The organism is Deltaproteobacteria bacterium (genome assembly GCA_029210625.1).
Classification (GTDB): Bacteria; Myxococcota; Myxococcia; order SLRQ01; family SLRQ01; genus JARGFU01.
The window spans coordinates 12,896-35,625 of record JARGFU010000033.1 but is presented as its reverse complement, the minus strand read 5'-3'; the positions used below and the strand labels follow the sequence as shown (position 1 = coordinate 35,625).

The following is a 22,730-nucleotide window of genomic DNA, read 5'->3' as shown; positions in this document are numbered from 1 at the left end:
TCTAGCCTTCGTCGAAGATGCGATCGCGGTTGAGCACGATCTGGGTGCAGGTCGTGTGGTCGGGCACGGCCTGGAAGATGAAGTAGTTGTGGGTGGGATCGGGATCGGGCGCGGCCTCGGTGCCGGACTCCAGCCAGCCGGCCGTGGCCCCGAGCACGGTCTTCTCGGTGATCACCCGGACCTCACCCTCGAGCCGGTCGGGCGAGACGACCACGCCCTCGTAGCTGCTGGTGGAGCGCTGGGCGACGAAGACCTCTCCGCTGCCGAGGAGGCTCTGCTCGACCGCCACGGTGATGCCGGGCTCGCCGTCGCCGTCGCTGTCCTCCACCCGCGGATCGTCGGGGCCGGTCGGCAGCGCCTCGGAGGCGGGGTCCGTGAGCCTGACGCCGAAGAGATCCACGAAGGGGCCCGCCTCGAAGGTCGCGCCGACCTGGGCGGCCGCCAGCCGGCCGCTGCGCTGGCGCCGGGGGATCGACTCCAGGAAGGCCTGCGGGTAGCGGGTGGTGGTGCCGAAGATCTCGTTGCTGCGCATCGCGCAGAGCGCCTCGTCCCAGACGATCTCCTCTCCCTCTCGCGACCAGCGCACCCGCAACCAGGCGGTGAGGGAGGAGACGGCGGTGTCGTTGGAGAAGGGGCTGGGGTTGGTGACGATCTCGGAGGAGACCTGCTCGAGCGCGAAGACCCGGGTTCCCGCCTCCTCGGGCAGGGGCAGGCCCACCCCGGCGTCGGCGTGCTGATAGGTGCGGGGCGGCTCGGTCCCCCCGCAGGCCCCGGCGCCGAGGAGCAGCAAGGTGCTCTGCGCCGTGAGGAGGGAGCGGGCGAGGGGCATGGCGTCAGCGGCCCCCCTCGACGACGGCCGCGAGGGCCGAGTCGAGATCCGGATAGTGGAAGGGGAAGCCGGCCTCGAGGAGGCGCTGGGGCACGGCGTCCTGGCCGCCGAGCAGCGCGACCGCGGCCTCGCCCAGCGCCGCCTTCATGGCGAAGCCGGGGACCGGGACGAGGGCCGGCCGACGCACCGCCTTCGCCAGGGCGCGGGTGAGCTCGGCGTTGGTCACCGACCCGGGCGCGGTCGCGTTGTAGACCCCTGCGAGGGAGGGATCGTCGAGGGCCGCGAGGAGGATCCCAACGAGGTCCTCGACGTGGATCCAGGGGAAGGCCTGCTGACCGTTGCCGAGGCGGCCGCCGGCGCCCAGCCGGAAGAGCGGGAGGAGCCGGCCGAGGGCCCCGCCCTCACCGAGGACCACCCCGATGCGCAGGATGACCGTGCGCAGGCCGGCCTCCCGCGCCGGGGTCGTCGCCGCCTCCCAGCGCTGGCAGAGGCCCGCGAGGAAGTCGTCGCCCGGGGCGCTCGCCTCGGTGAGGCGCTCGGCCCCCCGGTCGCCGTAGTAGCCCACGGCGCTGGCCGAGACGAAGACCGCGGGGCGCTCCTCCCCGGGCAGGTTCGCGAGGGTGCGCGCCAGGGTCCCCGTCAGGTCGATTCGCGAGGACTCCAGCGCGGCCTTGCGGGCGCGGGTCCAGCGCCCACCGAAGAGGTTCTCCCCGGCCAGGTTCACGACGGCGTCGGCCCCGGCGAGGTGCCGGGCGAGGGCCGCCTCGCCGACGTCGGTGGCGACCCGCTCGACCTGCTCTCCCAGAACCTCCGTCGCGCGGCGCGGATCGCGGACCCAGGCCACGACCTCGTCCCCCCGGTCCTGGAGGGTACGCACCAGCCGCCGCCCGACGAACCCGGTCGCACCGGTGATGAAGACCTTCATTCCCTCTCTCCCGCCTTCTGGAACCTAGCTCCGGCCTGCACGGAAGCAAACCGCGGGGGCGGGAGGTCTGGGGGGCCTGGGCGCTCCATTGATGGGCTCCGGGGGTCCGAGGGGAGGGGCGTGAGGGCAATCATGGACCAAATGGTAGATTTTGACCAGATAAATTTGCCAAAAACATCCATAACCACCATACTGCTTGCATCATGACTCGGAAAATCGCCAGACGAGGCCCCATCCTGCTCTCCAGTCGCGAGGCCGCCGGCCGCCTCGGGGTGGGCACCTCCACCCTGAACCGCTGGGCAGACGAGGGCCGGATTCACTGCCAGCGCACCGCCGGAGGGCACCGCCGCTTCCACCCGACGGCCGTGCAGGCGCTCCTCGATCACCAGCAGGGAGGCGTCAGCGCCCTGCCCTCCACCAGCTGGGCCGATCGCTTCCTCGCGGCCTCCGACGTCGCGAGCCTCCGGGCCGACCTCCTCCGGGCTCGCAGCCGCCTGGGCAGCTGGGGCGAGGTCGCCGACTCGGTGGCGCCGGGGATCGTCGAGCTGGGCGAGCGCTGGGCGCGGGGTGAGCTCTCGGTGGTGGCCGAGCACCTGGCCTCGGCGAGGCTCTCCCGGGCCCTCGCCGCGATCGTCGAGGCGCTGCCGGTCAGCCCCGAGGCTCCGGTGGTCCTCCTGGCGACGCCGGAGAGCGAGGAGCACACCCTCGGCCTCGCCCTGGCGGAGGTCTGCGCCCGGGAGGCGGGGCTGCGCACCCACTGGATCGGCGCCCGAACCCCTCCCGAGGCGCTGGCCGAGACCATCCTCCGGACCGAGGACCTGGCCTGCGTGACCATCTCCGCCTCGGCCTTCAGCCAGGATCCCGACCTGCTCCGGAAGATCGTCGCCCACCTGGCGCAAGCCTGCGACCAACGGGGCGCCGCGCTGATCGTCGGAGGCTCGGGGGCCTGGCCCGAGCCGATGCCCGCTGGCTCCCGCCTGCGCTCCTACACCTCCTACAGCGCCCTGCTCGCCCGCTCGGGCGCCCGCCCCCTGCTTCGCCGGGTGCTCTAGCAGAGGCTAGTTGCGCCGCAGACCTTCGGGCGCCCGCTCGAGCTCGGCGAAGCGCTGCACGCGGCGCCCGTGGCGCAGCTGCTCCGGCCAGGGGCCGAGGCCGCCGATGAGCAGGGCCGCGCCCGCCTCCGCCGCGGCCTCCCCGATGACCCGGGCGACCTCCCCCAGGACCGCCGCCGGGGTGGAGACCGAGGCCGAGAGCGCCACCAGCTCGAAGCTCCCGCCCCGCACCCGGCCGGCGAGATCCTCCAGCGGCGTGCGCCGGCCGGCGAAGCGGCAGTGCCAGCCCCACTCCCGCAGGGCGGGCTCGAGGAGGGAGAGGCCCAGGGTGTGCTCCTCGCTCTCGGGCGCCGCCAGCAGCGCCTCGGGGGCGGCGACCGCGACCGGGAGCAGCTCGGCGCAGCGAGAGAGCGCCCGCGCCAGGCGCTCGGAGGCCAGGTGCTCCTCGGTGACCGAGATCGTGCCCTCCTCCCATAGGCTGCCGATGCGCGCGAGCACCGGCCCGAGGGCGCCGGCCACCGCGAGCCAGCTCTCCCGCTCGGCCCGCTCCCGCAGCAGCTGACCGACCAGGGCCTCGGGCGGCGCGTCGCCCAGGAGGCGCTCGGTCCAGCCGGCGCAGAAGGACTCCCCGTCATCCGTCGGCAGGCCGGCGCGCTCGCGGCGAAAGGCCTCCACTGCCAGGCGGGCGAAGCGGCGGTGACCGCCGGGGGTCTTCACGTGCTCCAGCTTGCCGGCGTCGGCCCAGCGGTTCACGGAGGAGACCCCCACCCCGAGGAACTCGGCGACCTCGCGGCTGGTGAGGAGGTTGGTGCTCATGGGGCGAATCTGGTGGAAATGGAGGTTTTCCGTCAAGGCCCGTGGTCCCCTTTTTCGGTCTGATTCCAGAGGTTTGGACCGCCAGGGGGGGTCAAGGGGGAGTTCGATGTGATTTTTTTGGTTGATTGATGTTGACATATTCGACCAAAACCACCAAACTCCTCCCAACCTCGAGGAGGAAATCATGCAGACCGAATCCATCCAGATCACCGAATCCCTGGCCCAGGCCATCACCGTCTTCGGGGCGGAGTGGGTCATGTGGCTGCTCATCGCCCTCTCCGTGCTCTCCATCTCGGTGATGGTCGAGCGCTGGTTCTTCTACCGCCGCCGCCGCATCGACGCGGGCCGCCTGGCCTTCGACCTGGCCGAGGGCCTGGACCAGCGCCGGCCCGAGCTCGCCCGGGCCGCCGCCCGGAAGGCCGACCGGGGCCAGAGCCTCGAGGTCGCCGTCGCCCTGGAGATGATCGGCGCCCTGCCCCGGGGCGCGGACCACGCCGAGCAGAAGCTGCGGCTGGCGGTCGCCCGGGAGAAGGTGCGCTACGAGCGAGGCCTCTCCTTCCTGGGCACCCTGGGAAACAACGCGCCCTTCATCGGCCTCTTCGGCACGGTGCTCGGCATCATCAAGGCCTTCGCCGACCTGGCCGCGAACACGGAGTCCGGCAACCAGGCGGTGATGGCGGGCATCTCGGAGGCGCTGGTCGCCACGGCGATCGGCCTGCTCGTCGCGCTGCCCGCGGTGATGATGTTCAACATCTTCAAGGGGAAGGTGCAGGAGGCCCTCCGCGGCGCCGAGCTGATCGCCCGCACCCTGATGGACTACGCCGGCCCGGGTGAGGCCGCGCAGGTCGCCACCGTCTCGACCCGGAAGGAGGCCGCGTGATGGCCAGCCACGTCTCCCTGACCGACGACGACGAGATCATCACCGGGATCAACGTCACTCCCCTGGTCGACGTCGTGCTCGTCCTCCTCATCATCTTCATGGTGACCGCCTCCTCCATCGTCGGCCCCTCCATCGAGGTCGACCTGCCGAAGGCCGCCACCGCCACCGAGACCACGCCCTCGACGGTCTCGGTGGTCCTCTCCGCCGATGGCGCGGTCTACCTGAACGGCGAGGCCAGCGACGAGGCGCTCGTCCTCCAGAAGGTGCGCGCCGAGGTCGCGAAGACCCCCGAGCTGCAGGTGGTGATCGCCGCCGACCGCAGCACCACCCACGGGCGGGTCGTCGGCTTCGTCGACGCCGTGAAGGCCGCCGGTGTGACCCGCTTTGCCCTCTCCACCGAACCCATCGACTCCGAGAGCTAGGACCATGCGCCTCTCCCTCCCCGGCTTCGCGGCCTCGCTGGCCGCCCACCTCGGCCTCGCGGCCTTCGTCTGGACGAGCTACCAGGCGCCCGCGGCCCGGGCGCCGCGCTCGGTGGTGGACCTCACGATCGTCGAGCCCGCCCCGGCGCCCCCGGCTCCGGCCCCCGAGCTCACCCCTCCCCCGGCGCCGAGGCCCCCGCCGGCGAAGGCCGTGCGGCGGATGAAGGTGAAGAAGGTGAAGGAGCTCACCCGCCCCGCCCCCGTGGCGGAGGCGCCCGCGGCTCCGGAGCCCCCCGCTCCGGCCGAGACACCGGCCCCGCCGACCGCCCCCGCCCCCCTGCCGGTCTTCGCCCTCGACATGGCGGCCACGGTCTCCTCCGGCGGCGGCATCTCGGTGCGCGCCGAGGCCGGCGGCGGGAGCGCCTTCGCCGACCCCGACGCCACCCGCGACCAGGCCGCCAACGGCTTCCGCGGCAAGGCGGCGCCGGGCCCCGCGCCTCAGCTCGCCGCCGCGGAGGTCCTCGAGATCACCCGGATGCCGCGCTGCCCCCAGCCCGACGTGCGCTACCCGGTCGAGGCGCGCCGGGAAGGGCGCGAGGGCGAGGTCGAGCTGCGCCTGGTCATCGACGAGACCGGCCGGGTCGCCTCGGCCGAGGTGACCCGCAGCGCCGGCACCCTCTTCGACTCGGCCGCCATCGAGGCTGCCCGCCGCATCCGCTGCTCCCCCGGGCGGATGGGCGCGGTCGCCGCGGCCGTCCCCATCCCCTACACCATCGGCTTCGTCCTGGAGGGCTGATCATGCTCCCTCGCCTCGCTCCCCTTCTGCTCCTCGTCGCGTCCACCGCTCCGGCCCTGGCCCAGGAGGCCGCGGCCCCCACCCTGGCCGCCGGACCGCAGCTCCAGGAGCTCGTCGAGCCCGAGCTGCCCGAGGGCACCGCCTTCCCCGAGGGCGCCGACTCGGTGACCGTCGTCCTCACGATCGACGTGGACGAGACCGGCGCCGTGCAGGGCGTCGCCGTGAAGGAGGGCGCCGGAGAGCCCTTCGATGGCGCGGCGCGCAGCGCCGCCGGCCGCTTCGTCTTCGAGCCTGCCCGGCTCACCGACGGGCGCACCGTGCCGGTGAAGATCGCCTTCCGGATGACGATCGCGGCCCCGCCTCCGCCGCCGGCCCCCGAGCCCGAGCCGGTGCGCTACCAGCTGACCCTCCTCGAGCGAGGCACCCGCGTGCCCCTCGCCCGCCTGCGCGTCCTCGCCGTGAAGGAGGGGGAGCAGCTGGCCGAGGGCCTCACCGACGCCGCGGGCGTCGCCCTCCTCACCGTCGACGCCACCGAGTTCACCCTCGTCGCCCTGCCCCCCGAGCACCAGAAGCTCGAGGTGAGCATCACGGCCGAGGCGGGTGAGTCGCGGGACGAGACCATCTACCTGCAGCGCACCACCGGCGCCTACAGCACCGTGGTGCGCGCCCAGCGCGTGCGCCGCGAGGTCACCCGCCGGGTGCTCTCCAAGGCCGAGGTCGAGAAGCTCCCGGGCACCAGCGGCGACACCATCAAGGTGATCGAGAACCTCCCGGGCGTCGCCCGCCCCTCCTTCAGCGGCGGCGACATCATCCTGCGCGGCGCCAGCCCCGGCGACTCGCGGGTCTTCCTCGAGGGGCTCGAGATCCCGAGCGTCTACCACTTCGGCGGCCTGCGCAGCACCTTCGGCTCGAAGTTCCTGGAGACCGTCGACTTCGTCCCGGGCAACTACTCCGCCGAGTACGGGCGGGCGACCGGCGGCATCATCGACGTGAAGGTGCGGGACCCCGCCACCGACCTCTTCCGCGGCCGGGTGGACCTCAACGCCTACGACGCCTCCTTCGCCCTCGAGGGTCCGGTCACCGACACCCTCTCGATCGGCGGCGGCTTCGCCCGCTCCTACATCGACACCCTCCTGCCGCTGGCCCTCCCCGACTCCGCGCCGGTGGCCTTCGACACCGCCCCGCGCTTCTACGACTACCAGCTCATCGCCAGCTACCGCCCGGCCAAGGGCCACCAGCTGCGCCTGCTCTTCTTCGGCTCGATGGATCGCCTCCAGCTCCTCTTCGAGGAGCCCACCAGCGACCCCACCGTGCGCGGCGCCCTCTCGACCCGCTCGATGTTCCACCAGCTCATGCTCACCAGCCGCTCCCGCCTCTCCTCCAGCTGGAGCGAGGAGACCTCGGTGCGGGTCGGCCTCCAGGAGGTCGGCTTCTCCCTGGGGCAGGACTTCGCCTTCGACCTGGGGCTGCGCGACCTCTCCTGGCGCAGCACCTTCACCTTCCGGCCCAGCGAGCGCTTCGAGCTGGCCGGCGGCCTCGACGGCCGCTGGGGCCGGGTGAAGCTGGCCCTCTCCTCGCCCCGCCCCCCCAAGGAGGGCGAGGGGAGCGTCCCGACGGCGACCCAGGATCTGATCACCTTCGAGAGCACCTCGATCGTCTACGAGCCGGCGACCTTCCTCGAGGCGCGCCTGCGTCCGATCGACGGCCTGACCCTCACCCCGGGCCTGCGCCTCGACTACTACGGACCCATCGAGGGCTGGGCGCTGGATCCGCGGCTCTCGGCGATCGTCGACCTCGGCGAGCGCACCAGCCTGCGCGCCGGCGCCGGCCTCTACCAGCAGCAGCCCTTCTACGACGAGTCCGCGCCGAACGTGGGCAACCCCGAGCTGCTCCCCGAGCGCTCCTTCCAGGCCTCGGCGGGGATCGCCCACCGCCTCCCCCTGGGCCCCGACGCCAGCCTCGAGGTGGACGTGACCGGCTTCTACAAGAAGCTCGATCGTCTGGTGAGCCGCAACCTCTCCTTCGGCTTCACCGCCGACGAGCCGCCCTACCTCTCCCAGGGGACGGGCCGGATCTTCGGCGCCGAGCTCCTGGCCCGGGCCCGGCTGGGCGACCGCTTCGTCGGCTGGCTCGCCTACACCTACCAGCGCTCCCTGCGCACCGACCGCCCCGGTGCGGCCGAGCGCCGCTTCGACTTCGACCAGCCCCACATCCTCACGGCCGTGGCCTCCTGGGAGCTGCCGCACGGCTTCACCGTCGGCGCCCGCTTCCGCCTGGTCTCGGGCAACCCGACCACCCCGGTCGTCTCCTCGATCTTCGACGCCGCCGCCGGCGTCTACGTGCCGGTCTACGGCGACGTGAACTCCGAGCGGCTGCCGGCCTTCCATCAGCTCGACCTGCGGGTGGATCGGACCTGGGTCTTCCCGCGCTGGAAGTTCTCCGCCTACCTCGACGTGCAGAACGCCTACGCCCACGGCAACGTCGAGGGCACCCGCTACAGCTACGACTACGCGCAGTCCGAGGCCCTGACCGGGCTGCCCATCCTCCCCGTCTTCGGGGTGAAGGGAGAGTGGTGATGCGCTCCACCGGTTCCTTCGTTTCCCTCTCGCTCCTCCTCGGCCTCGGCGCCCTCGGCTGCGCCGACGAGCTCTCCTCCCCCACCCTCCTCGACCGCCCGCGGATCCTGGCCCTCTCGGCCTCTCCCCTCGAGCCGGTGGTCGGGGAGACCGTCACCGTCACCCCCGCCGTCTACCTGCCGGCGGGGAGCACGGACGCCACCACCGAGGCGGCCTTCTGCCCCTTCTCCCTGGGCTCGGCCAGCGCCTTCGCCTGCATCGACCCGGTCTGCGAGCGGCCGGTGACGGTCGGCGCCGACGGCGCCGTCACCTTCGATCCGGCGGCCGAGGCCTTCGCCTGCGCGGGCGCCCTCGGCCTCGACGTCCAGGCCACCGGCGCGGTGCCCGGCGCCGGCCTCCCCTCCACCCTGGAGACCCACCTGCGCTACCGGCTCCTCACCCCGGGCGCCGAGCCGCGGGAGGCCGTGCTGCGCCTCCCCCTCCACCTCGAGGCGCCGGCCCGCCCCCTCAACCGGGCGCCGGTGATCGCCGCGGTCACCCTCGACGGCACGCCCGTCGCCCGAGGGGACTCCCTCGCCGTGGGCGCCGGCCCCCTCACCCTCGGGGTGCGGATCGACCCCGAGAGCCTGGATACGATCCCGGTCGCCGGCGAGGCCGACGCGACCCGCCTCGAGGAGCCGATCGTCGCCTTCCACGCCACCGGCGGAAGCTTCGAGTACGCCTTCGCCTTCGGCGACGAGGTCGCGATCACCTACGAGCCGGACACCACCGAGAGCGAGCTGTGGCTGGTCGTCCGCGACGGCCGCGGCGGCCAGGCCGCCTTCGGCCCACTCTACCTGCGGCCCTGATCCCGGGAGGCCGTGCGGGCGCCGGGCGGCTGGCCCATAATCCCCGGATGCGAATCGAGGGCTGGAGGGGCGCGGCGCTGCTGCTGGCAGCGCACGGGTTGATCGCTGGCTGCGGCAGGGACTTCCTGCTGCCACCTCCCGACGAGACGGTGGTCCTCGAGGGCTTCTCCCCCACCACCGGCTTCGCCGGGACCCGGGTACGGATCCGGGGCGCGGGCTTCGCCGCCGAGAACGAGGTCGTCTTCGCCAGCGGTCAGCGGGTGCCGGCCCACCTCTCCCCGGAGGGCGGCGCCCTGGAGGTGGTCGTCCCCGACGACGCCGGGCGCGGCCCCCTGGTCATCCACGCCGGCCCCCGCAGCGCCGCCACCGCCGAGCCCTTCGAATACCTGGGGCGGGGCCGCCCCGCGTCGGGCACCCGGGTCGCCACGGTGCGGATCCTCCACCGGCCCCGCGCGCTCGCCCTCGCCGGCGGCCGGCTGATCTACCCCTCCACCCTTTTCCGGCAGGGCTTCGTCGACGGCTCGGACCTCCGCTTCTTCCTCGAGTCCAAGCCCATCGACTTCGCCGCCTCCAGCGACGGCGCGCGGGTCTACGCCGCCTACAGCGACGACGGCGTGCAGGGCTTCGACACCACCGACGGTGCCCTCGTGAGCAGCCTCGATCCCGCGGACCTGCAGGGCGCCATGCCCACCCGGATCGTCCCGGTGGACGCCGGCGGGCAGCGCTACGTCTACGTCACCGGCATCGACCCCGCGGGCCGCGCCCACGCCCTGGCCTTCGATCCCGGGCTCGCGCCGGCGGGCCCACCCCGGCGGCTGGCCATGTCCTCGATCCACGGCGCCGCGGCGACCACCCGCAGCGGGCGCCTGGTGGTCGTGGGCGACAGCCTGCTGGCCACCGGCTCCGAGCACGGCCTCTCGGTGATCGACCCCCGGGGCAACGACCTGGCCACCTGGGTGCCGGTCGAGCAGGACGTCGAGCTCCCCGGGCCGGTGACGACCTACCAGCAGGGCACCGACGAGTTCGCGGCGATCGCCCGCACCGACGGCCGGCTGGCCCTCCTCGGGCTCACCGGAGGGATCGCCCTCACCGGCGCCCTCATCGACACCGGCTCGACCTCGCTCATCGGCGATCTCGCGGCGACGAGCGAGGATCCCACCCTGGGGGTCCGCATCGCCGTCACCCACCCCCTCGACGGCTCGGTCTCCCTCTACGACACCGCCGGGCAGCGCCTCTGGGCCACCGGGCTGGCCTCGCAGCCCGAGCGGCTGGTGATCGACGAGGCGGCGGGGCTGGTCTACGCCTCGGACACCGACTCGAACTACGTGGACGTCCTCGCGCTCGCCACCGGGCGCTGGCAGCGGCGGATCTCCTTCGACGTCGGCCTGGGCAGCACCCGCGACGCGGCCTGCGGAGCGGCGCTCGTCCCGGACGAGGAGGAGGTCTTCCTGATCGCCCGCCGGGCCCACGCCCTGGTGCGGGTGGGGGTCGGCACCCTCCAGCCGGCCAAGCCGCGCCCGATGGCGCCTGGCACCAGCCCCCTGCTCTGCGTGGGCACCGCCCCGGACGGCACCCTCTGGGTCGTGCACGAGCGGGAGCTGGGCTACCTCGACCTCGAGTCGGACGAGGAGGTCATCCGCCTCCCCAACCTCCCCCACCGCCCCCTCGGCATCGAGTTCGGCGACGAGGACCGGATCTTCCTGCCGCACCTCACCGGGGTGATGGCCCTGCAGGGGGGCGCCCGGAAGGCGGGCCTCGCCCTCGGCGCCGAGGAGCGCTTCGAGCTGCTGGCGACCCTCCCCGACGGGGACGTGATGGTCCTCTGGTCGGCCAGCGGCAGCGGCGAGCGCCACGCCCGCGGTGGCCTCTGGACCGCGCAGGGCCTGCAGGAGGGGGAGCCCCCCCACACGCGCCTCACCGAGCCCGAGGGCTTCGCCGAGTTCTTCGGCGCGGTGATGCTCGAGCACGGCCCGGTGCTCCACTACCGCTTCTGGCCCGGTGAGGGCGAGGACGAGGCCATCGTCGGCCTCGGCCACGATCTCACCCCGCTCTACCAGACGACCTCCGAGGTCGATCAGGTCGGCCCCATCGTCGTCACCCCCGACCGCCGCCACTACCTCTGGAACCGCCGGGAGACGCCCAGCGACTTCCTCCTGCGGATGGTCACCGTCGACCCCGGGACCCCCGAGATGATCGAGCTCTCCTACATGGACGTCACCGGCCCGATCGGTGGCGCGACCTTCGATCCCACCGGCGAGCGCCTCTTCGTGCCCATCGTGGGCACCGAGGAGATCCTGATCTTCGAGTAGGCCGGCCGCGGTTGAATTCAGGCGCTAGAGGCGGTCCCCGAGGAGCTCGACGGTCTTCTCCCAGAGGGCCTTCGCGAGCTCGGCGTCGCGCCCCGACTTGCTGGGACGCGCCACCTTGGAGCGGATGAAGTACTCGCCGCTGACCCCCTCGAGCTCCGGGGCGGTGGCCACGTGGACGGAGGTGCGCGCGCCGCGCTCCGGGGAGATCAGGAAGGGCTTGGCCATCCCCATCAGCCAGTCGAAGCCTCCGCCGGCGTCGCCGTCCCGGCCGAAGCGGGTGAAGACCACGCCAGGGTGGACGCTGTTGGAGGTGACGCCGGTGCCCTCGAGGCGGACGGCGAGCTCCTTCGAGAAGAGGAGGTTCGCCAGCTTGCTCGCGCCATAGGCGCCGAACATCGTGTAGCGCCTCGTCGACTGCAGATCGTCGAGGTCCAGGCGCCCGCGCTGGTGAGCCGCCGAGGAGAGGGTGACGATCCGGGAGGGCGCCGAGAGCTTGATGCGATCCAGGAGGCGGTGGGTGAGCAGGAAGGTCGCCAGGTGGTTCACCGCGAAGGTGAGCTCGAAGCCGTCCCGGCTCTCCTGCCTCGGGGAGAAGACCGCGCCGGCGTTGTTCACCAGCACGTCGATCTTCTCGGCCCGGGAGAGGATCTGCTGGGCGAGGTTCTCGACCTCGTCGAGGGAGGCGAAGTCGCCCCAGACGGGTACCAGCTCGCCGGCCTCCCGGCCGGCCGCGGCCGCCGCCCCGGTGGCCAGCCGCTCGGCGGCCTCCCGGGCCTTCGCCTCGGTGCGGGCGTGCGCCAGCACCCGGACGCCCTGACGGGAGAGCGCGAGGGCGGTCTGATAACCGATGCCGGTGTTGGCTCCGGTCACCACCATGATCTTGCCGTTCGAGGTGCTCATGCGGGGCGGAGGATAGGTCCCTTTTCCCCCGAGGGACAGCCGGAGGCGGGGCGAGGGGCGCCGGGTCCGGCGAAAGGAGCCTCGTCCCCTGGCCGGGGCGGGTCCCATTTGCTAACCAGCGCCGCCCATGCTCGTTCGCCTCGAGACCCTCGGCTGCCGCCTGAACCTGGGCGAGATCCACGCCCTCGGGCGGGCGCTGCGCCTGCGCGGCCACCGGGTGGTGGGCCCGGGGCAGCCGGCCGATCTGGTGGTGCTCAACTCCTGCACCGTCACCCACGTCGCCGACCGCAAGTCCCGCAAGACCCTCCGGCGCCTGCGCCGCAACCACCCCGAGGCGAAGCTGATCGTCACCGGCTGCTTCGCCGCCGAGCTGGCCGACCAGGCCTCGGCGGCCGAGCGGGTGCTCGCCCTGGGCGCCGATCGGGTGATCGACAACCTGGAGAAGGACCGCCTCCTCGAGCACCTCGAGGCGGAGGGCCTGCTCCCGCCGGGCGGCGCCTCCCCGGACGCCGGCGGCCTGGAGGATCCCCGCCTCTCCACCACCCGGGCCTTCCTCAAGGCCCAGGACGGCTGCGATCAGGCCTGCTCCTTCTGCGTGGTCACCCTCGCCCGGGGCGCGGCCCGCAGCGTCGATCCGGACGCGCTGCTCGCCGAGGTGCGCGGCCTCCTGCGCGAGGGCTTCCAGGAGATCGTCCTCTCGGGCGTGCACCTGGGCGGCTACGGCAAGGAGTGGCCCGGGGGTCCCGACCTCGCCGGCCTGGTCGCGCGGATCCTCGACGAGACCGAGCTGCCTCGCCTGCGCCTCTCCTCGGTGGAGCCCTGGGATCTCTCGCCGGCCTTCTTCGAGCGCTTCGCCCACCCCCGGCTGATGCCCCACCTCCACCTGCCCCTGCAGAGCGGCAGTGACCGGATCTTGAAGCGCATGGCCCGCCGCACCAGCCGTGAGCGCTTCTCGGCGATCGTCGCCGGCGTGCGCGCCGTGCGCCCGGACGTGGCCATCACCTCCGACCTCATCGTCGGCTTCCCCGGTGAGACCGAGGAGGACTTCGCGGTCTCCCTCGAGCTCTGCGAGCGCCTCGGCCTCGCGGGCCTCCACGTCTTCCCCTTCTCCCCCCGGGAGGGCACCGCCGCCGCCACCTTCGAGGGCCAGATCCTCCCCGAGCTGCGCGAGACCCGGATGCTCGAGGCGCTGGCGCTGGCCTCCCGCCTGGAGCAGCGCTGCTGGCAGGCCTCGATCGGGCAGGAGCGGCCGGTGCTCTGGGAGAGCTTCGAGGAGAGCGAGGAGGGGCGGACCCACAGCGGGCTGACGGATCACTACCAGCGAGTGACCACCCTCACCGCGGACGAGCTCGATCTGCGCGGCCGGGTCCTGCCGACGCGGCTCACCGCCTTCGAGCCCACCGGCCTGGTCGGGACGCTCTGATCAGCGCCCGGCGGCCGGCGCGGCAGCCCCCGCGGGCGCGACGATCAGGGGCTGCGCCTCGAGGGTGTCGATCTGGATGAGGAAGGCGGCGAGGGCCTCGTAGTCCCCGGCGGCCACCCGCATCAGCGGCATCGAGAGGCGGCGCTCCAGCACCAGCGCTCCCTCCTCGCTCGTCACGGTCTGCTCGAAGGTGCCGAAGGGCGTCTCCAGCCTTCGCGCGGGCGGATCGCCGACCAGGGCGTGGCCCTCCGGCAGCTCGAGCCGCACCCGGACCCGGGTGGGTGAGCCCCGATCGAGGAGGAGGGGCAGCTCGCGGCGGCCGTGACGCAGCAGCGCCCGCCCCAGGCGCATCGGGAAGAAGGCTCCCGGGAGGATCAGCCGCTCACCGTCTCGCTGCACCCAGCCCGGCGCCTCGAAGAGGTAGTGGATGGTCAGGGGCGAGCCGGGCTCGGCCTGCACGGTGTCGTTCTCGAAGGCGAGGGTGTCGAGGAGCACCGGTCCGAAGTAGCTCGCCAGCAGGGCCTGGATCGCCTGGTGCTTCCGGTCCTGCTCCAGGGCCTCGAGATTGACCCGGACCTCGGCCCCCGCGTGGCCGTGATAGAGCTCGCGGCCGAGGACCTTCACCGAGCCGTCGGCGGAGAGCACCGCCTCCACCTCCGTCTCCTGCCGCTCGAGGGCGGGCGCGAACTCGGGGGTGCGGGTCTCGACGGGGTTCTTCTCCGAGCTCGCCAGCACCAGCGCCGGCTGGCCCGAGTGCGCCGGGCGCAGGGTGCCCAGGGGCGCGCCGCGCAGGGAGAGATCGATCCAGAGCGGCCCGCCCTCCAGCATGGGCACCCGCAGCACCGCGTGGGTGAAGCGGCGCGGGCCGGGGAAGCGATAGGGGGCGGGGTCGGTCACGAAGCTGCGCACGAAGGCGACCTCGCTGTCGATCTCGAGGGCGCGCAGCAGCCCGCGCATCACCAGCAGGCGGTTGCCGCGGCCCGCCGAGAAGATCTGCGCGGCGGTGGCCTCGAAGTCGGTGGTCGAGACCCGCCCCTCGATCCGGCGGTTCACCTCCCGGGCCAGGGCGACGATCAGCGCCCGGCGCGCCGCCGGCCCCGGCCCGTCGTGCTCGCCGGCCACCTCGCGGGCCAGCCGCACCATCGCCGCGCTCGGGCGATCCCGGCCCTGGAGGTAGTCACCCCAGATGAAGCCGTAGCCCGCCGGGCCGCTGCCCGCGCCGATGCGGATCCAGGGGAGGATCTCGGCGGAGCCGGGCGCGCCGGACTCCGGGTGCAGCATCGGAGCGTTCTCGACGGTGTGGCGGAAGACCCGGTAGCCCTCCTCGATCACCGGCGCCTCCACCTCGAGCTGGTGGGCGTCCACCTCGAGGGGGAGCGCCTCGGGGGCGCGCAGCACGTAGCTCGAGCGGTAGAGGGGCAGCTCGTAGACCCGGAAGTAGAAGGCGTTCGCCGCCCACCCGGGCATCGCCGCGCCGCGGGCGTCCACCTGGGTGAGGAAGTCGGAGACGATGAAGTCACCGGGCTCGAGGCCGGGGAGGGAGAGGCTCTCCCTCCCGAGGCCGGCGTCGGGGTAGAGGCGGCGGCCGTCGGGCTTGCGCACGTAGAGCTCGATCACCTCGGCGCCCCCGGGCAGGCTCACCTCGCCGTAGCGATCGAGGGCCTCCTTGGTGAGGACCTCGGTGACCGACTGGATGCGCTCGACCACCACCGGGCGGCGCGGATCGTCGACGAAGACCTCGACCACGGCGTGGTCGACCACCTCCACCGCGTTGGCGCCGGCGCGCAGGGCCTGACCGGCCTCGAGGTAGCGCTCGATGTCGGCCTCGAGCTCGCGGGCGCCCCAGGAGAGGAGCTGCTCCCCCGCCTCGAAGGCCAGGGCCCGGCGCAGGTCGAGGGCCTCCGGGTCCACCTGCAGCAATGCCCGGCGCAGCGCGAGCGCCTGCTCCCGCTGGCCCAGGCGGTCGAGGAGCTCGGCGCGCCGCCGCAGGAGGGAGGCCGACTCGGGCCAGAGGGCCGAGCCCGCCGCCAGCACCTGCTCGGCCTCGGCCGTCTCCTCCAGGGAGGCGAGGACCCGGGCCAGATCCAGCCGCCAGCCGATCCGGCCGGGCTGGTAGGCGAGCAGGCGGCGGCGTCCCTCCAGGGCGGCGCCGCGCTCCCCGCGCTCGGCCTGGTGGGTGGCCCAGCGATCGATCCCCTCCAGGCCACAGCCGCGCAGCCGCTCGGCCGCGGCGTCCCGGGGGCCGAGGGCCTCCTCGTCGGTGCGCACCTGGTAGGCCACGCTCCAGAGGGGGCAGGCCTCGGGCCACTCGGCCAGGGCGGCCTCGAGGTGCCGCTCGGCGAGGGTCGCGTGGCCGCGCTCCAGCAGGTAGCGCGACCACACCTCCGCCAGGTGGGGCGAGCGGGGGGCGAGCTCGACCGCCCGCTGGAAGGCCTCGCGCGCCCTCCCCTCGTGCGACTGCTCGTAGGCGAAGGCCCCCTCCACCGCCCAGGTCGCGGCCAGGCGGGGGATGAGGGCCGTCGCCCGCTGGAGGTGCTGGGCCATCTTGCCGGTGGTCAGGGCGGAGCCGAGCTCCGGGTCTCCGGGCAGGAGGGAGACGAGGTGGAGATGGGCGAGCCCGGAGTGAGGCAGGCGCTCGACCAGCCCGGCGAGGAGCTCCCGGGCCCGGCGCGGCTCCCGCTCGAACTCCCGCAGCGCGATCCAGAACTGCTCCACCGGATCCCCTGCCTCGACGTTGGCGAGGAGCGGCGCGCTCTCCCGCTCGAGCGGGCGCTCGATCTCCTGGTCGAGGTGCTCGGTGTCGAAGGCGAGGCGGGCCTCGCGGCCGTCGGCGCCGAGCACCGCGACCCACAGGGGGCCCTCGCCGGCCCGCCGCAGGAAGCGGATCGCCAGGCGGTGCCGTCCCGCCTCGAGGCGGAGGGGCAGCACGCCCCGCGGGGGGGCCTCGCCCTCGAGGGCATCGCGGCGCAGCAGCTGGAGGCCGTCGATCATCACCCGCAGGTCCCGGCCGCTCTCCCAGGTGAGGAGCAGCTCCTGCGCCTCGGGCAGGACGAGGTCGGTGAGGGCGTAGTGGACGTCGCCCCAGCGGCCGAGCCCCCGCAGGTGCAGGCCGGTGGGTCCGACGGGGATGCGGCGGGGCCGCACGGGCAGCTCGGCGGCGCCGACGAGCGGCGCGTAGCCCGCCGGCGCCTCCGGAGACTCGCCCTCGGCGGCCCGCTTGAGGGGCTCGACCTCGGGCCAGAAGGCCCGGCGGGCGTGGAGGGCCCGGTAGCGCGAGAAGGGCCCGACGACGACCAGCGCGTCGGGCTGGCTGGCCGCGGCCAGCGCTCGCGCCCCCTCCAGGTCGCCGCGCTCCTCCAGGATCGCCATCCGCTGCCGCCGCGCCTCCACCCGCCGCAGGGCGGAGGTCTCGGCGGCCTCGATCAGCGCCTGGAGGGCCTGGTCGTGGCGGGCGTCGAGGCCGGCGTCCAGCCCGACCAGGCCCGCGAGGCGCGCCTGCGCCACCTCGGCGGCCGGGCTCTGCGGATCGGTGACGAGCAGCTCCAGGTAGCCCTCGGCGGCCTGGCGCGCCTCGAGGCGGACGCGGGCGAGCTCGGCCCGGCCGAGGATCGCCTCGCTCGTGGCGCGGGCGGGTGCGGCCTCGAAGGCCCGGGCCGCGCCCTCGTCGTCGTTGGCGTAGAGCAGGAGCACCCAGCCCGCGCGGGCCAGATCGTCACCGTCGGGATCCTCGTCGGCGAGGACCTCGCGCGCCCAGGCGATGCGCCGATCCGCGTCGCTCTTCCCCTCGCCCCCGAAGAGGCTGCGCAGGAGGCCGCAGCCGCTGGCCGAGGTGCCCAGCAGGAGGAGGAGGGCCAGGAGCCCGGCCTGCCGTCCCACCCTCACGCCTCGTCCTCAGCGCCGCTCGCGGCCCCCGGCGCCACCCGGATCACCGCCCGGCGCGCGGCGTCGATGGCCTCGAGGAAGCGGCGGAAGGCCGGATACTCGGCGGGCTCGATCCGGTCCCGCTCCAGCACGAAGGTGGCCTCGAGGCGCAGCCCCTCCGGGCTCCGGGTCCAGACCTCGTTGAAGGTGCCGAACTCGCTCTCGAGGGAGATCGGCGGCCGCGGCGTGGCGAGGCCCCAGCCCGCGGGCAGGCGGTAGGTGTTGCGCCAGCGGAAGGTGCTCGGCTGGCCCAGCACCAGGGGGTGGCGGCGCTCGGGCAGCGAGGCGAGCTTGTCCACGATGCCCACGTCCTCGCCGAGCCAGACGAAGGAGAGGCCGGCGCCGTCCGGGCGGGCCAGGCGCGGGATCGTCCCGGAGAGCTGCATCGCCACCGGCTCGTCGAGATCGTCCAGCCCGGCGAAGCTCACCGCCTCGAGCTTGAAGCCCGGGTGGCGGCGCGACCAGGAGGCCTCGATCAGCTTCTCGCGCTCGTCCCGGGCCTGCAGGCTCTGGCGCAGGGCGGGGGCGTGGGCGCCGGTGCTGCGCAGGCTGCCGGTGAGGTGCGCGCCGCCGCTCGCCTCGAGGGTGAGCGCGAGGCTCTCCTCGACGAGGTTCGCCTCGGGCCGGGCCGGGGGGATGCGCCGGAAGACCGAGGCCGAGGGATCGCGGTGGTCGACCACCAGCACCGAGGCGCCCCGATCCCCCAGGGGCAGCTCGTCGAGGCCCGCCCACTCGGCGGTGCCGTCGAGCCAGAGATCGAGGGCCGGCACGTAGAGGATGGCGTGGTTGAAGGCGGCCAGGGAGGCGGGCGCCTCGCCGAGGGCCCCCAGATCCGAGGTGCGCAGGATCACCAGGCGAGAGTCGATCCCCAGGCTGCGAAGGAGGCTGAACATCAGCGACGCCTTGTCCTTGCAGTCACCGAAGCGCCGGCGGTTCACCTGATCGACCCGGTAGGGCTTGAAGCCGTGCACCCCGAACTCCAGGCCGACGTAGCGGGTGGAGCGCACCACGTAGCGGTGGACCGCCGCGACCCGGGCGCGCAGGTCCTCCTCGGGGATCTCCTCGACGAGGGCGGCGGCCAGCTCCTCGAGCTCGGGGGTGAGCTCGAGCTGCTCCTCGACCAGGCCCCACCACCAGGTCGCCACCTCGCCCCAGGAGGCGTAGGTCGAGACGTGCAGGTGGGCCGCGACCTCGGTCCAGCCGGGCATCCCCGGCTCGAGCTGCACCCGCGGGACCTCCCGGGCCTCCCAGCTGCGCACGATCCGGCCGCGCGCGTCGCGCTCCTCCTTCTGCTCCAGGCGGGGCAGCCCGAGCCTCGAGGCGTGGATCGCGCGCTCCTCCGGGGTGATCAGGAGGTAGCGCCGGTAGCGGATGGAGGTGGTGCCCTGGAAGCTCACCAGGTCGCCGAAGTAGTCGCCCATCCAGTTGGTCTCGGCGATGTCGTCCAGGCGCCAGACCAGCTCGATGCGATCGCCGGGGCGGACCCGGGGGAAGGTGAGCTGGCGGGCGCGGGTGTCGTAGTAGAGGCGGTACCAGGGCTCGGAGAGGGAGCGGTCCGCCGTCTCCTGAGCCTCCAGGATCGTGCCGTCGGGCCGCACGAGGCGGGCGGCCTCGATCCGCAGATCCTGGTCCTGCGGCGTGTAGGGGATCGAGAAGGTCTGCAGGGCGCGGGCCCCGCGCTCGTCGAGGGCCAGGTGCACCTCCTGGTGCAGGCGCGAGGCCAGGCCGCTGGGGTGGACCTCGACCAGATCCTGCATGACGAGGGTCCAGGTGGACTCGTCCTCCGGCGCCTCGGCCATGACCTCGCCCAGGGTGCTGGTGTCGACGAGGTACTCCTGGCCGAAGCGGTGGGCGGCGGTGCCCAGCAGGCGGGCGAGCTCCCCGACCTCGGTGTCCTGGGGCGCCAGCTCGGCGGCCCGGACCAGGCTCGCCCGGGCGGCCGCGTCGTCCTGGTTGCGCAGGTGGTGGCGCAGGCGCCGGAGCCAGGAGCGCGCCCGGGTCGGGCAGAGCGCGATGGCCCGGGCGTAGGCGCGCTCGGCCGCGCTCGGCCGGCCGTTGGCCGAGAGCAGATCTCCCAGCCGCACCCAGCCCCGGGGCTGGCCCGGCTCGTAGCCGAGCTGAGCCTCAAGCACCCGCAGGGCGTCCTCGAGGTTCCCCCGCTGCAGGAGGGTGCTGATCAGCGCCGAGCTCACCCGATCGTCGCCAGGGTAGAGCGACGCCGCCACCCGGAAGGCGGTGAGGGCCTCGTCGATCCTCCCCTCGGCCCGCAGCCAGCGGGCCCGGGCCATGAGGGAGAGGCGCGCCCGGGGCCAGCGCTCGTAGGCCGCGGCGAGGCGCGCCTCCTCGGCCTGCGGGAAGCCCAGCCGCCCCTCGGTGCTCGCCAGGAGCAGCTGCCCCTCGAGGAAGTGCGGTGTCCGCTCGACCAGGGTCCGGAGGTGCTCGACGGCCTCGCGATCCCGGCCGAGGTCGAGCCGCGCCCGCGCCTCGGCGAGGCCCACCCGGGGGTCGTCCGGGTCGAGCTCGCGCGCCGCCCCGAGGTGAGCGAGCGCGTCGTTGGTGTCGTCGCTGAAGCGAGCGAGGCGGCGGTGGATCTCGGCGGCCAGCCGCGGGGTCTCGGAGGGGACGTGCGAGAGGGCGGTGCGCAGCTCGGGGACCCCGGCGGCCTCGGGGCCGCGCTCCAGGGGCCGGGCGCTGCGCAGGAGGGCCAGGGCCAGCCAGGCCTCGGCGTTCTCGGGCGCGGCGGCGAGCTCCTCCTCCAGGGCGGACTCGAGGGTGATCGGCCGGGGCGGGAAGACCGGCTCGACCTTGCCGTTCCGGCCCTTCTTTCCGCTCTTGCCGTTGCGGGCCGCCCGGCGTCCTCGCCGGCCGCCCACGTGCTCCTCCACCTCGGGCGCCGGTCCCATCCGGCCGGGGAGGAAGGGATCGAGGACGCGCACCCCCGAGAGGCGATCTCCGTCGGCCTCGGTGACCCGCAGAAAGAGCCCCAGGGAGGCGTCCGTCCCGGTGAGCTCGAGGACGAGCTCGTTCTTCCCCTCGCCGAGGACCACCGGCACCGCCAGCTGATCGAAGCGCGCCGGGTGCTCGGCCTCGGACTCGTAGACCAGCGCCCCTCGCAGCCAGAGGCGCGTGGGCCCCGAGGTCCCCAGCCGAAGCACGGCCGCCTGCCGCTCCTCGGAGGCGATCACGGCCCGGACGTAGACCGTCGACTCGGCGGCCGGCTCGATGAGCGCCCCCAGGTCGAAGTGCCCCAGCGGGGCGATGTCGGAGAGGGTCCGCCAGGGGGTCTCGGGCCAGCGCCCCGGGACCTTCGCCGAGAGGTCCAGCTCCCTCCCCTCGTCCAGGCTCTGACGGATGGCGTTGGTCTCGCCCTCGAGGACCGAGGGGAAGGGCCCGATCAGGGCCACCTGCTGCACGAAGCCCAGGGTGCGGATCCAGCGCGCGGCCTTGGGGCGGCGCCCCCGCCGCCACTCGACGTGGGCGATCCGCCAGCGCGCGTAGGCCCGCAGCTCACCGCTGCCCCGGCGGGCCCAGGCCGCCCGCAGATAGGCGTCCCGCAGGGCGGGGAGGTCGTTGGCCTCGGTCTCGAGCTCCTGCAGGCGGAGCAGCTCGCCGATGGCCTCCGGCTCGGACGTCCCCGCCTGGAGGCGGCCCGCCACCTGCTGCACCTCGATGTCGGTGTAGGGACGGGCGGAGACCCCCTCGTGAGTGGGGAATCCGGCCGGAGCCCCGGCCCCCAGGCTGGCCGCCAGGGCCAGGATCGCCAGAGAACGCATCGAGTGGGCAGGATGCCAGAGCTTCGAGAAGGGGGGTAGCGACCTTCCCGGCTTCGAGAACGGTCAGCCGACCTTCTTCTTCGCCATGAGCTCGCGGAGCTTCTCGGCGTGCTTCTCGTCGGCCCGGATCATCCCCTTCACGAAGCCGGCCAGCTGCGGCGAGGAGGTGTTGAGCAGGTTCCGGTAGGCCTGCTCGATCTCCCCGGACTCGAGCCGCGCCGCGAAGAGAACGGCGTGGGAGAGGGGTGGCTCGGGGTTCTGCTCCCGGAAGCGGGCGATGCTGGTCCGCACCGCCTCGATCTTCGCCCGCTCGAGCTCGACCTCGTCGGTGAGCTTGGCGCTGCGGACCATCCGGTGCTGGAGGGAGATCTGGGTGGCGTGGCTCTGCTCCTGGTCCGCGAGCTCCCGGAAGCACGCCCGGGCGTCGGGATCCCCCTCGAAGACCTCGGCCAGCCAGCGGTAGTAGACCGCCATGGCCTGCTCGACCTCCACCAGCGCCGCGAGCGCGTCGACCACCAGCATCGTCATCGCCCTCTCGTTTAGTCCTCCGCCGGATGCTTGGCCAGGGGTCTTTCGGGGAAGGGGGGCCTGCTTGACAGCCGCCGGGCCAGGGCCGTACCAAGGTTGGATGCTCACCCGGGCTCTCCTCGATTTCACCCTCATCGGCGCCGAGTGGGTCTTGTGGCTGCTGGTCATCCTCTCGATCCTCTCGGTGGCGTTGATGATCGAGCGCACCCTCTACTTCGCGAAGCGGGGCCACCGGCCCAGCGCGGGGCTGATGAAGGACCTGCGGGAGGCCGACCTCGAGGGCGCCCGAAAGCGCCTCGGTGAGGTCCCCGGCATGGTGGGCGACGTCCTGCGGGCCGGCATCGCGGCGGCCCCGAAGGGCGCGGCCTCGGTGGAGGCGACCCTGCTGGGAGAGATCGCCACGAGCCGGCAGGGCTACGAGCGCTTCCTCTCCTTCCTGGGCACCCTCGGGAACAACGCCCCCTTCATCGGCCTCTTCGGCACGGTGCTGGGCATCATCCGGGCCTTCGCCGATCTGGCCGCCGCCGGCGCGGGCGGCGGACCCGACGTGGTCATGGCGGGCATCTCCGAGGCCCTGGTGGCCACCGCCGTCGGCCTCTTCGTGGCCCTCCCCGCGGTGGCGGCCTTCAACGTCTTCGCCCGGTGGCAGAAGCGGATCACCTCCGACGCGACCTCCGCCGGGCAGGCCCTCCTGGCCGGCCTCAAGGCCGAGAAGCACTAGGGAGAGCGAGA

General features: G+C 73.9%; 16 protein-coding genes. 9 read left to right on the top strand and 7 right to left on the bottom strand.

The window, feature by feature from the left end; genetic code table 11:
- Position 1: 1 nt before the first annotated feature.
- Positions 2-829 (bottom strand): hypothetical protein, encoded by an 828-nt coding sequence (locus P1V51_22280; protein MDF1565779.1) that lies wholly within the window; start codon positions 827-829, stop codon positions 2-4.
- Positions 830-833: 4 nt separating this feature from the next.
- Positions 834-1,754 (bottom strand): TIGR01777 family oxidoreductase, encoded by a 921-nt coding sequence (locus P1V51_22275; GenBank protein MDF1565778.1) that lies wholly within the window; start codon positions 1,752-1,754, stop codon positions 834-836.
- Positions 1,755-1,957: 203 nt separating this feature from the next.
- Between P1V51_22275 and P1V51_22270 the strand changes: the two genes are divergently transcribed.
- Positions 1,958-2,806, top strand: coding sequence for an excisionase family DNA-binding protein (locus tag P1V51_22270; GenBank protein MDF1565777.1), 849 nt, complete (start codon positions 1,958-1,960; stop codon positions 2,804-2,806).
- A 6-nt stretch (positions 2,807-2,812) separates the two neighbouring features.
- On the opposite strand, the gene P1V51_22265 is transcribed toward P1V51_22270, so the two are convergent.
- Positions 2,813-3,622 carry a helix-turn-helix domain-containing protein gene (locus tag P1V51_22265; protein MDF1565776.1) on the bottom strand — a complete coding sequence of 270 codons (810 nt, stop codon included), beginning with the start codon at positions 3,620-3,622 and terminating at the stop codon, positions 2,813-2,815.
- A 184-nt stretch (positions 3,623-3,806) separates the two neighbouring features.
- Between P1V51_22265 and P1V51_22260 the strand changes: the two genes are divergently transcribed.
- The 6 genes from P1V51_22260 to P1V51_22235 are packed head-to-tail and all read left to right on the top strand — an operon-like array spanning position 3,807 to position 11,453.
- Positions 3,807-4,502, top strand: coding sequence for a MotA/TolQ/ExbB proton channel family protein (locus P1V51_22260; protein MDF1565775.1), 696 nt, complete (start codon positions 3,807-3,809; stop codon positions 4,500-4,502).
- Positions 4,502-4,924: a biopolymer transporter ExbD gene (locus P1V51_22255; protein ID MDF1565774.1), complete on the top strand. Its 423-nt coding sequence runs from the start codon at positions 4,502-4,504 to the stop codon at positions 4,922-4,924. The genes P1V51_22260 and P1V51_22255 overlap by 1 nt, the downstream gene beginning before the upstream one ends.
- 4 nt (positions 4,925-4,928) lie before the next feature.
- The gene (locus tag P1V51_22250) at positions 4,929-5,720 is read left to right on the top strand and encodes a TonB family protein (protein ID MDF1565773.1); all 792 of its coding nucleotides are present in this window, start codon (positions 4,929-4,931) and stop codon (positions 5,718-5,720) included.
- A 2-nt stretch (positions 5,721-5,722) separates the two neighbouring features.
- Positions 5,723-8,296 (top strand): TonB-dependent receptor, encoded by a 2,574-nt coding sequence (locus P1V51_22245; protein ID MDF1565772.1) that lies wholly within the window; start codon positions 5,723-5,725, stop codon positions 8,294-8,296.
- Positions 8,296-9,144, top strand: a complete 849-nt coding sequence (locus P1V51_22240; GenBank protein ID MDF1565771.1) for a hypothetical protein — start codon at positions 8,296-8,298, stop codon at positions 9,142-9,144. The genes P1V51_22245 and P1V51_22240 overlap by 1 nt, the downstream gene beginning before the upstream one ends.
- Positions 9,145-9,191: 47 nt before the next feature.
- A complete protein-coding gene (locus P1V51_22235) occupies positions 9,192-11,453 on the top strand; it encodes a hypothetical protein (GenBank protein ID MDF1565770.1) in 2,262 nt (753 codons plus the stop codon).
- A 24-nt stretch (positions 11,454-11,477) separates the two neighbouring features.
- Here the strand turns inward: P1V51_22235 and P1V51_22230 are convergent, their stop codons facing one another.
- Positions 11,478-12,353, bottom strand: coding sequence for an SDR family oxidoreductase (locus P1V51_22230; GenBank protein MDF1565769.1), 876 nt, complete (start codon positions 12,351-12,353; stop codon positions 11,478-11,480).
- 127 nt (positions 12,354-12,480) lie between these two features.
- Between P1V51_22230 and P1V51_22225 the strand changes: the two genes are divergently transcribed.
- The gene (locus P1V51_22225; GenBank protein ID MDF1565768.1) at positions 12,481-13,776 is read left to right on the top strand and encodes a MiaB/RimO family radical SAM methylthiotransferase; all 1,296 of its coding nucleotides are present in this window, start codon (positions 12,481-12,483) and stop codon (positions 13,774-13,776) included.
- On the opposite strand, the gene P1V51_22220 is transcribed toward P1V51_22225, so the two are convergent.
- From P1V51_22220 to P1V51_22210, 3 genes are all read right to left on the bottom strand, one after another.
- Positions 13,777-17,658: a hypothetical protein gene (locus tag P1V51_22220; protein MDF1565767.1), complete on the bottom strand. Its 3,882-nt coding sequence runs from the start codon at positions 17,656-17,658 to the stop codon at positions 13,777-13,779.
- Positions 17,655-21,470, bottom strand: coding sequence for a DUF3857 domain-containing protein (locus P1V51_22215; protein ID MDF1565766.1), 3,816 nt, complete (start codon positions 21,468-21,470; stop codon positions 17,655-17,657). The genes P1V51_22220 and P1V51_22215 overlap by 4 nt, the downstream gene beginning before the upstream one ends.
- Positions 21,471-21,533: 63 nt before the next feature.
- A complete protein-coding gene (locus P1V51_22210) occupies positions 21,534-21,998 on the bottom strand; it encodes a ferritin family protein (GenBank protein MDF1565765.1) in 465 nt (154 codons plus the stop codon).
- A gap of 100 nt (positions 21,999-22,098) precedes the next feature.
- On the opposite strand from P1V51_22210, the gene P1V51_22205 reads away from it, so the two are divergent.
- Positions 22,099-22,719, top strand: coding sequence for a MotA/TolQ/ExbB proton channel family protein (locus P1V51_22205; protein ID MDF1565764.1), 621 nt, complete (start codon positions 22,099-22,101; stop codon positions 22,717-22,719).
- Positions 22,720-22,730 lie beyond the last annotated feature (11 nt).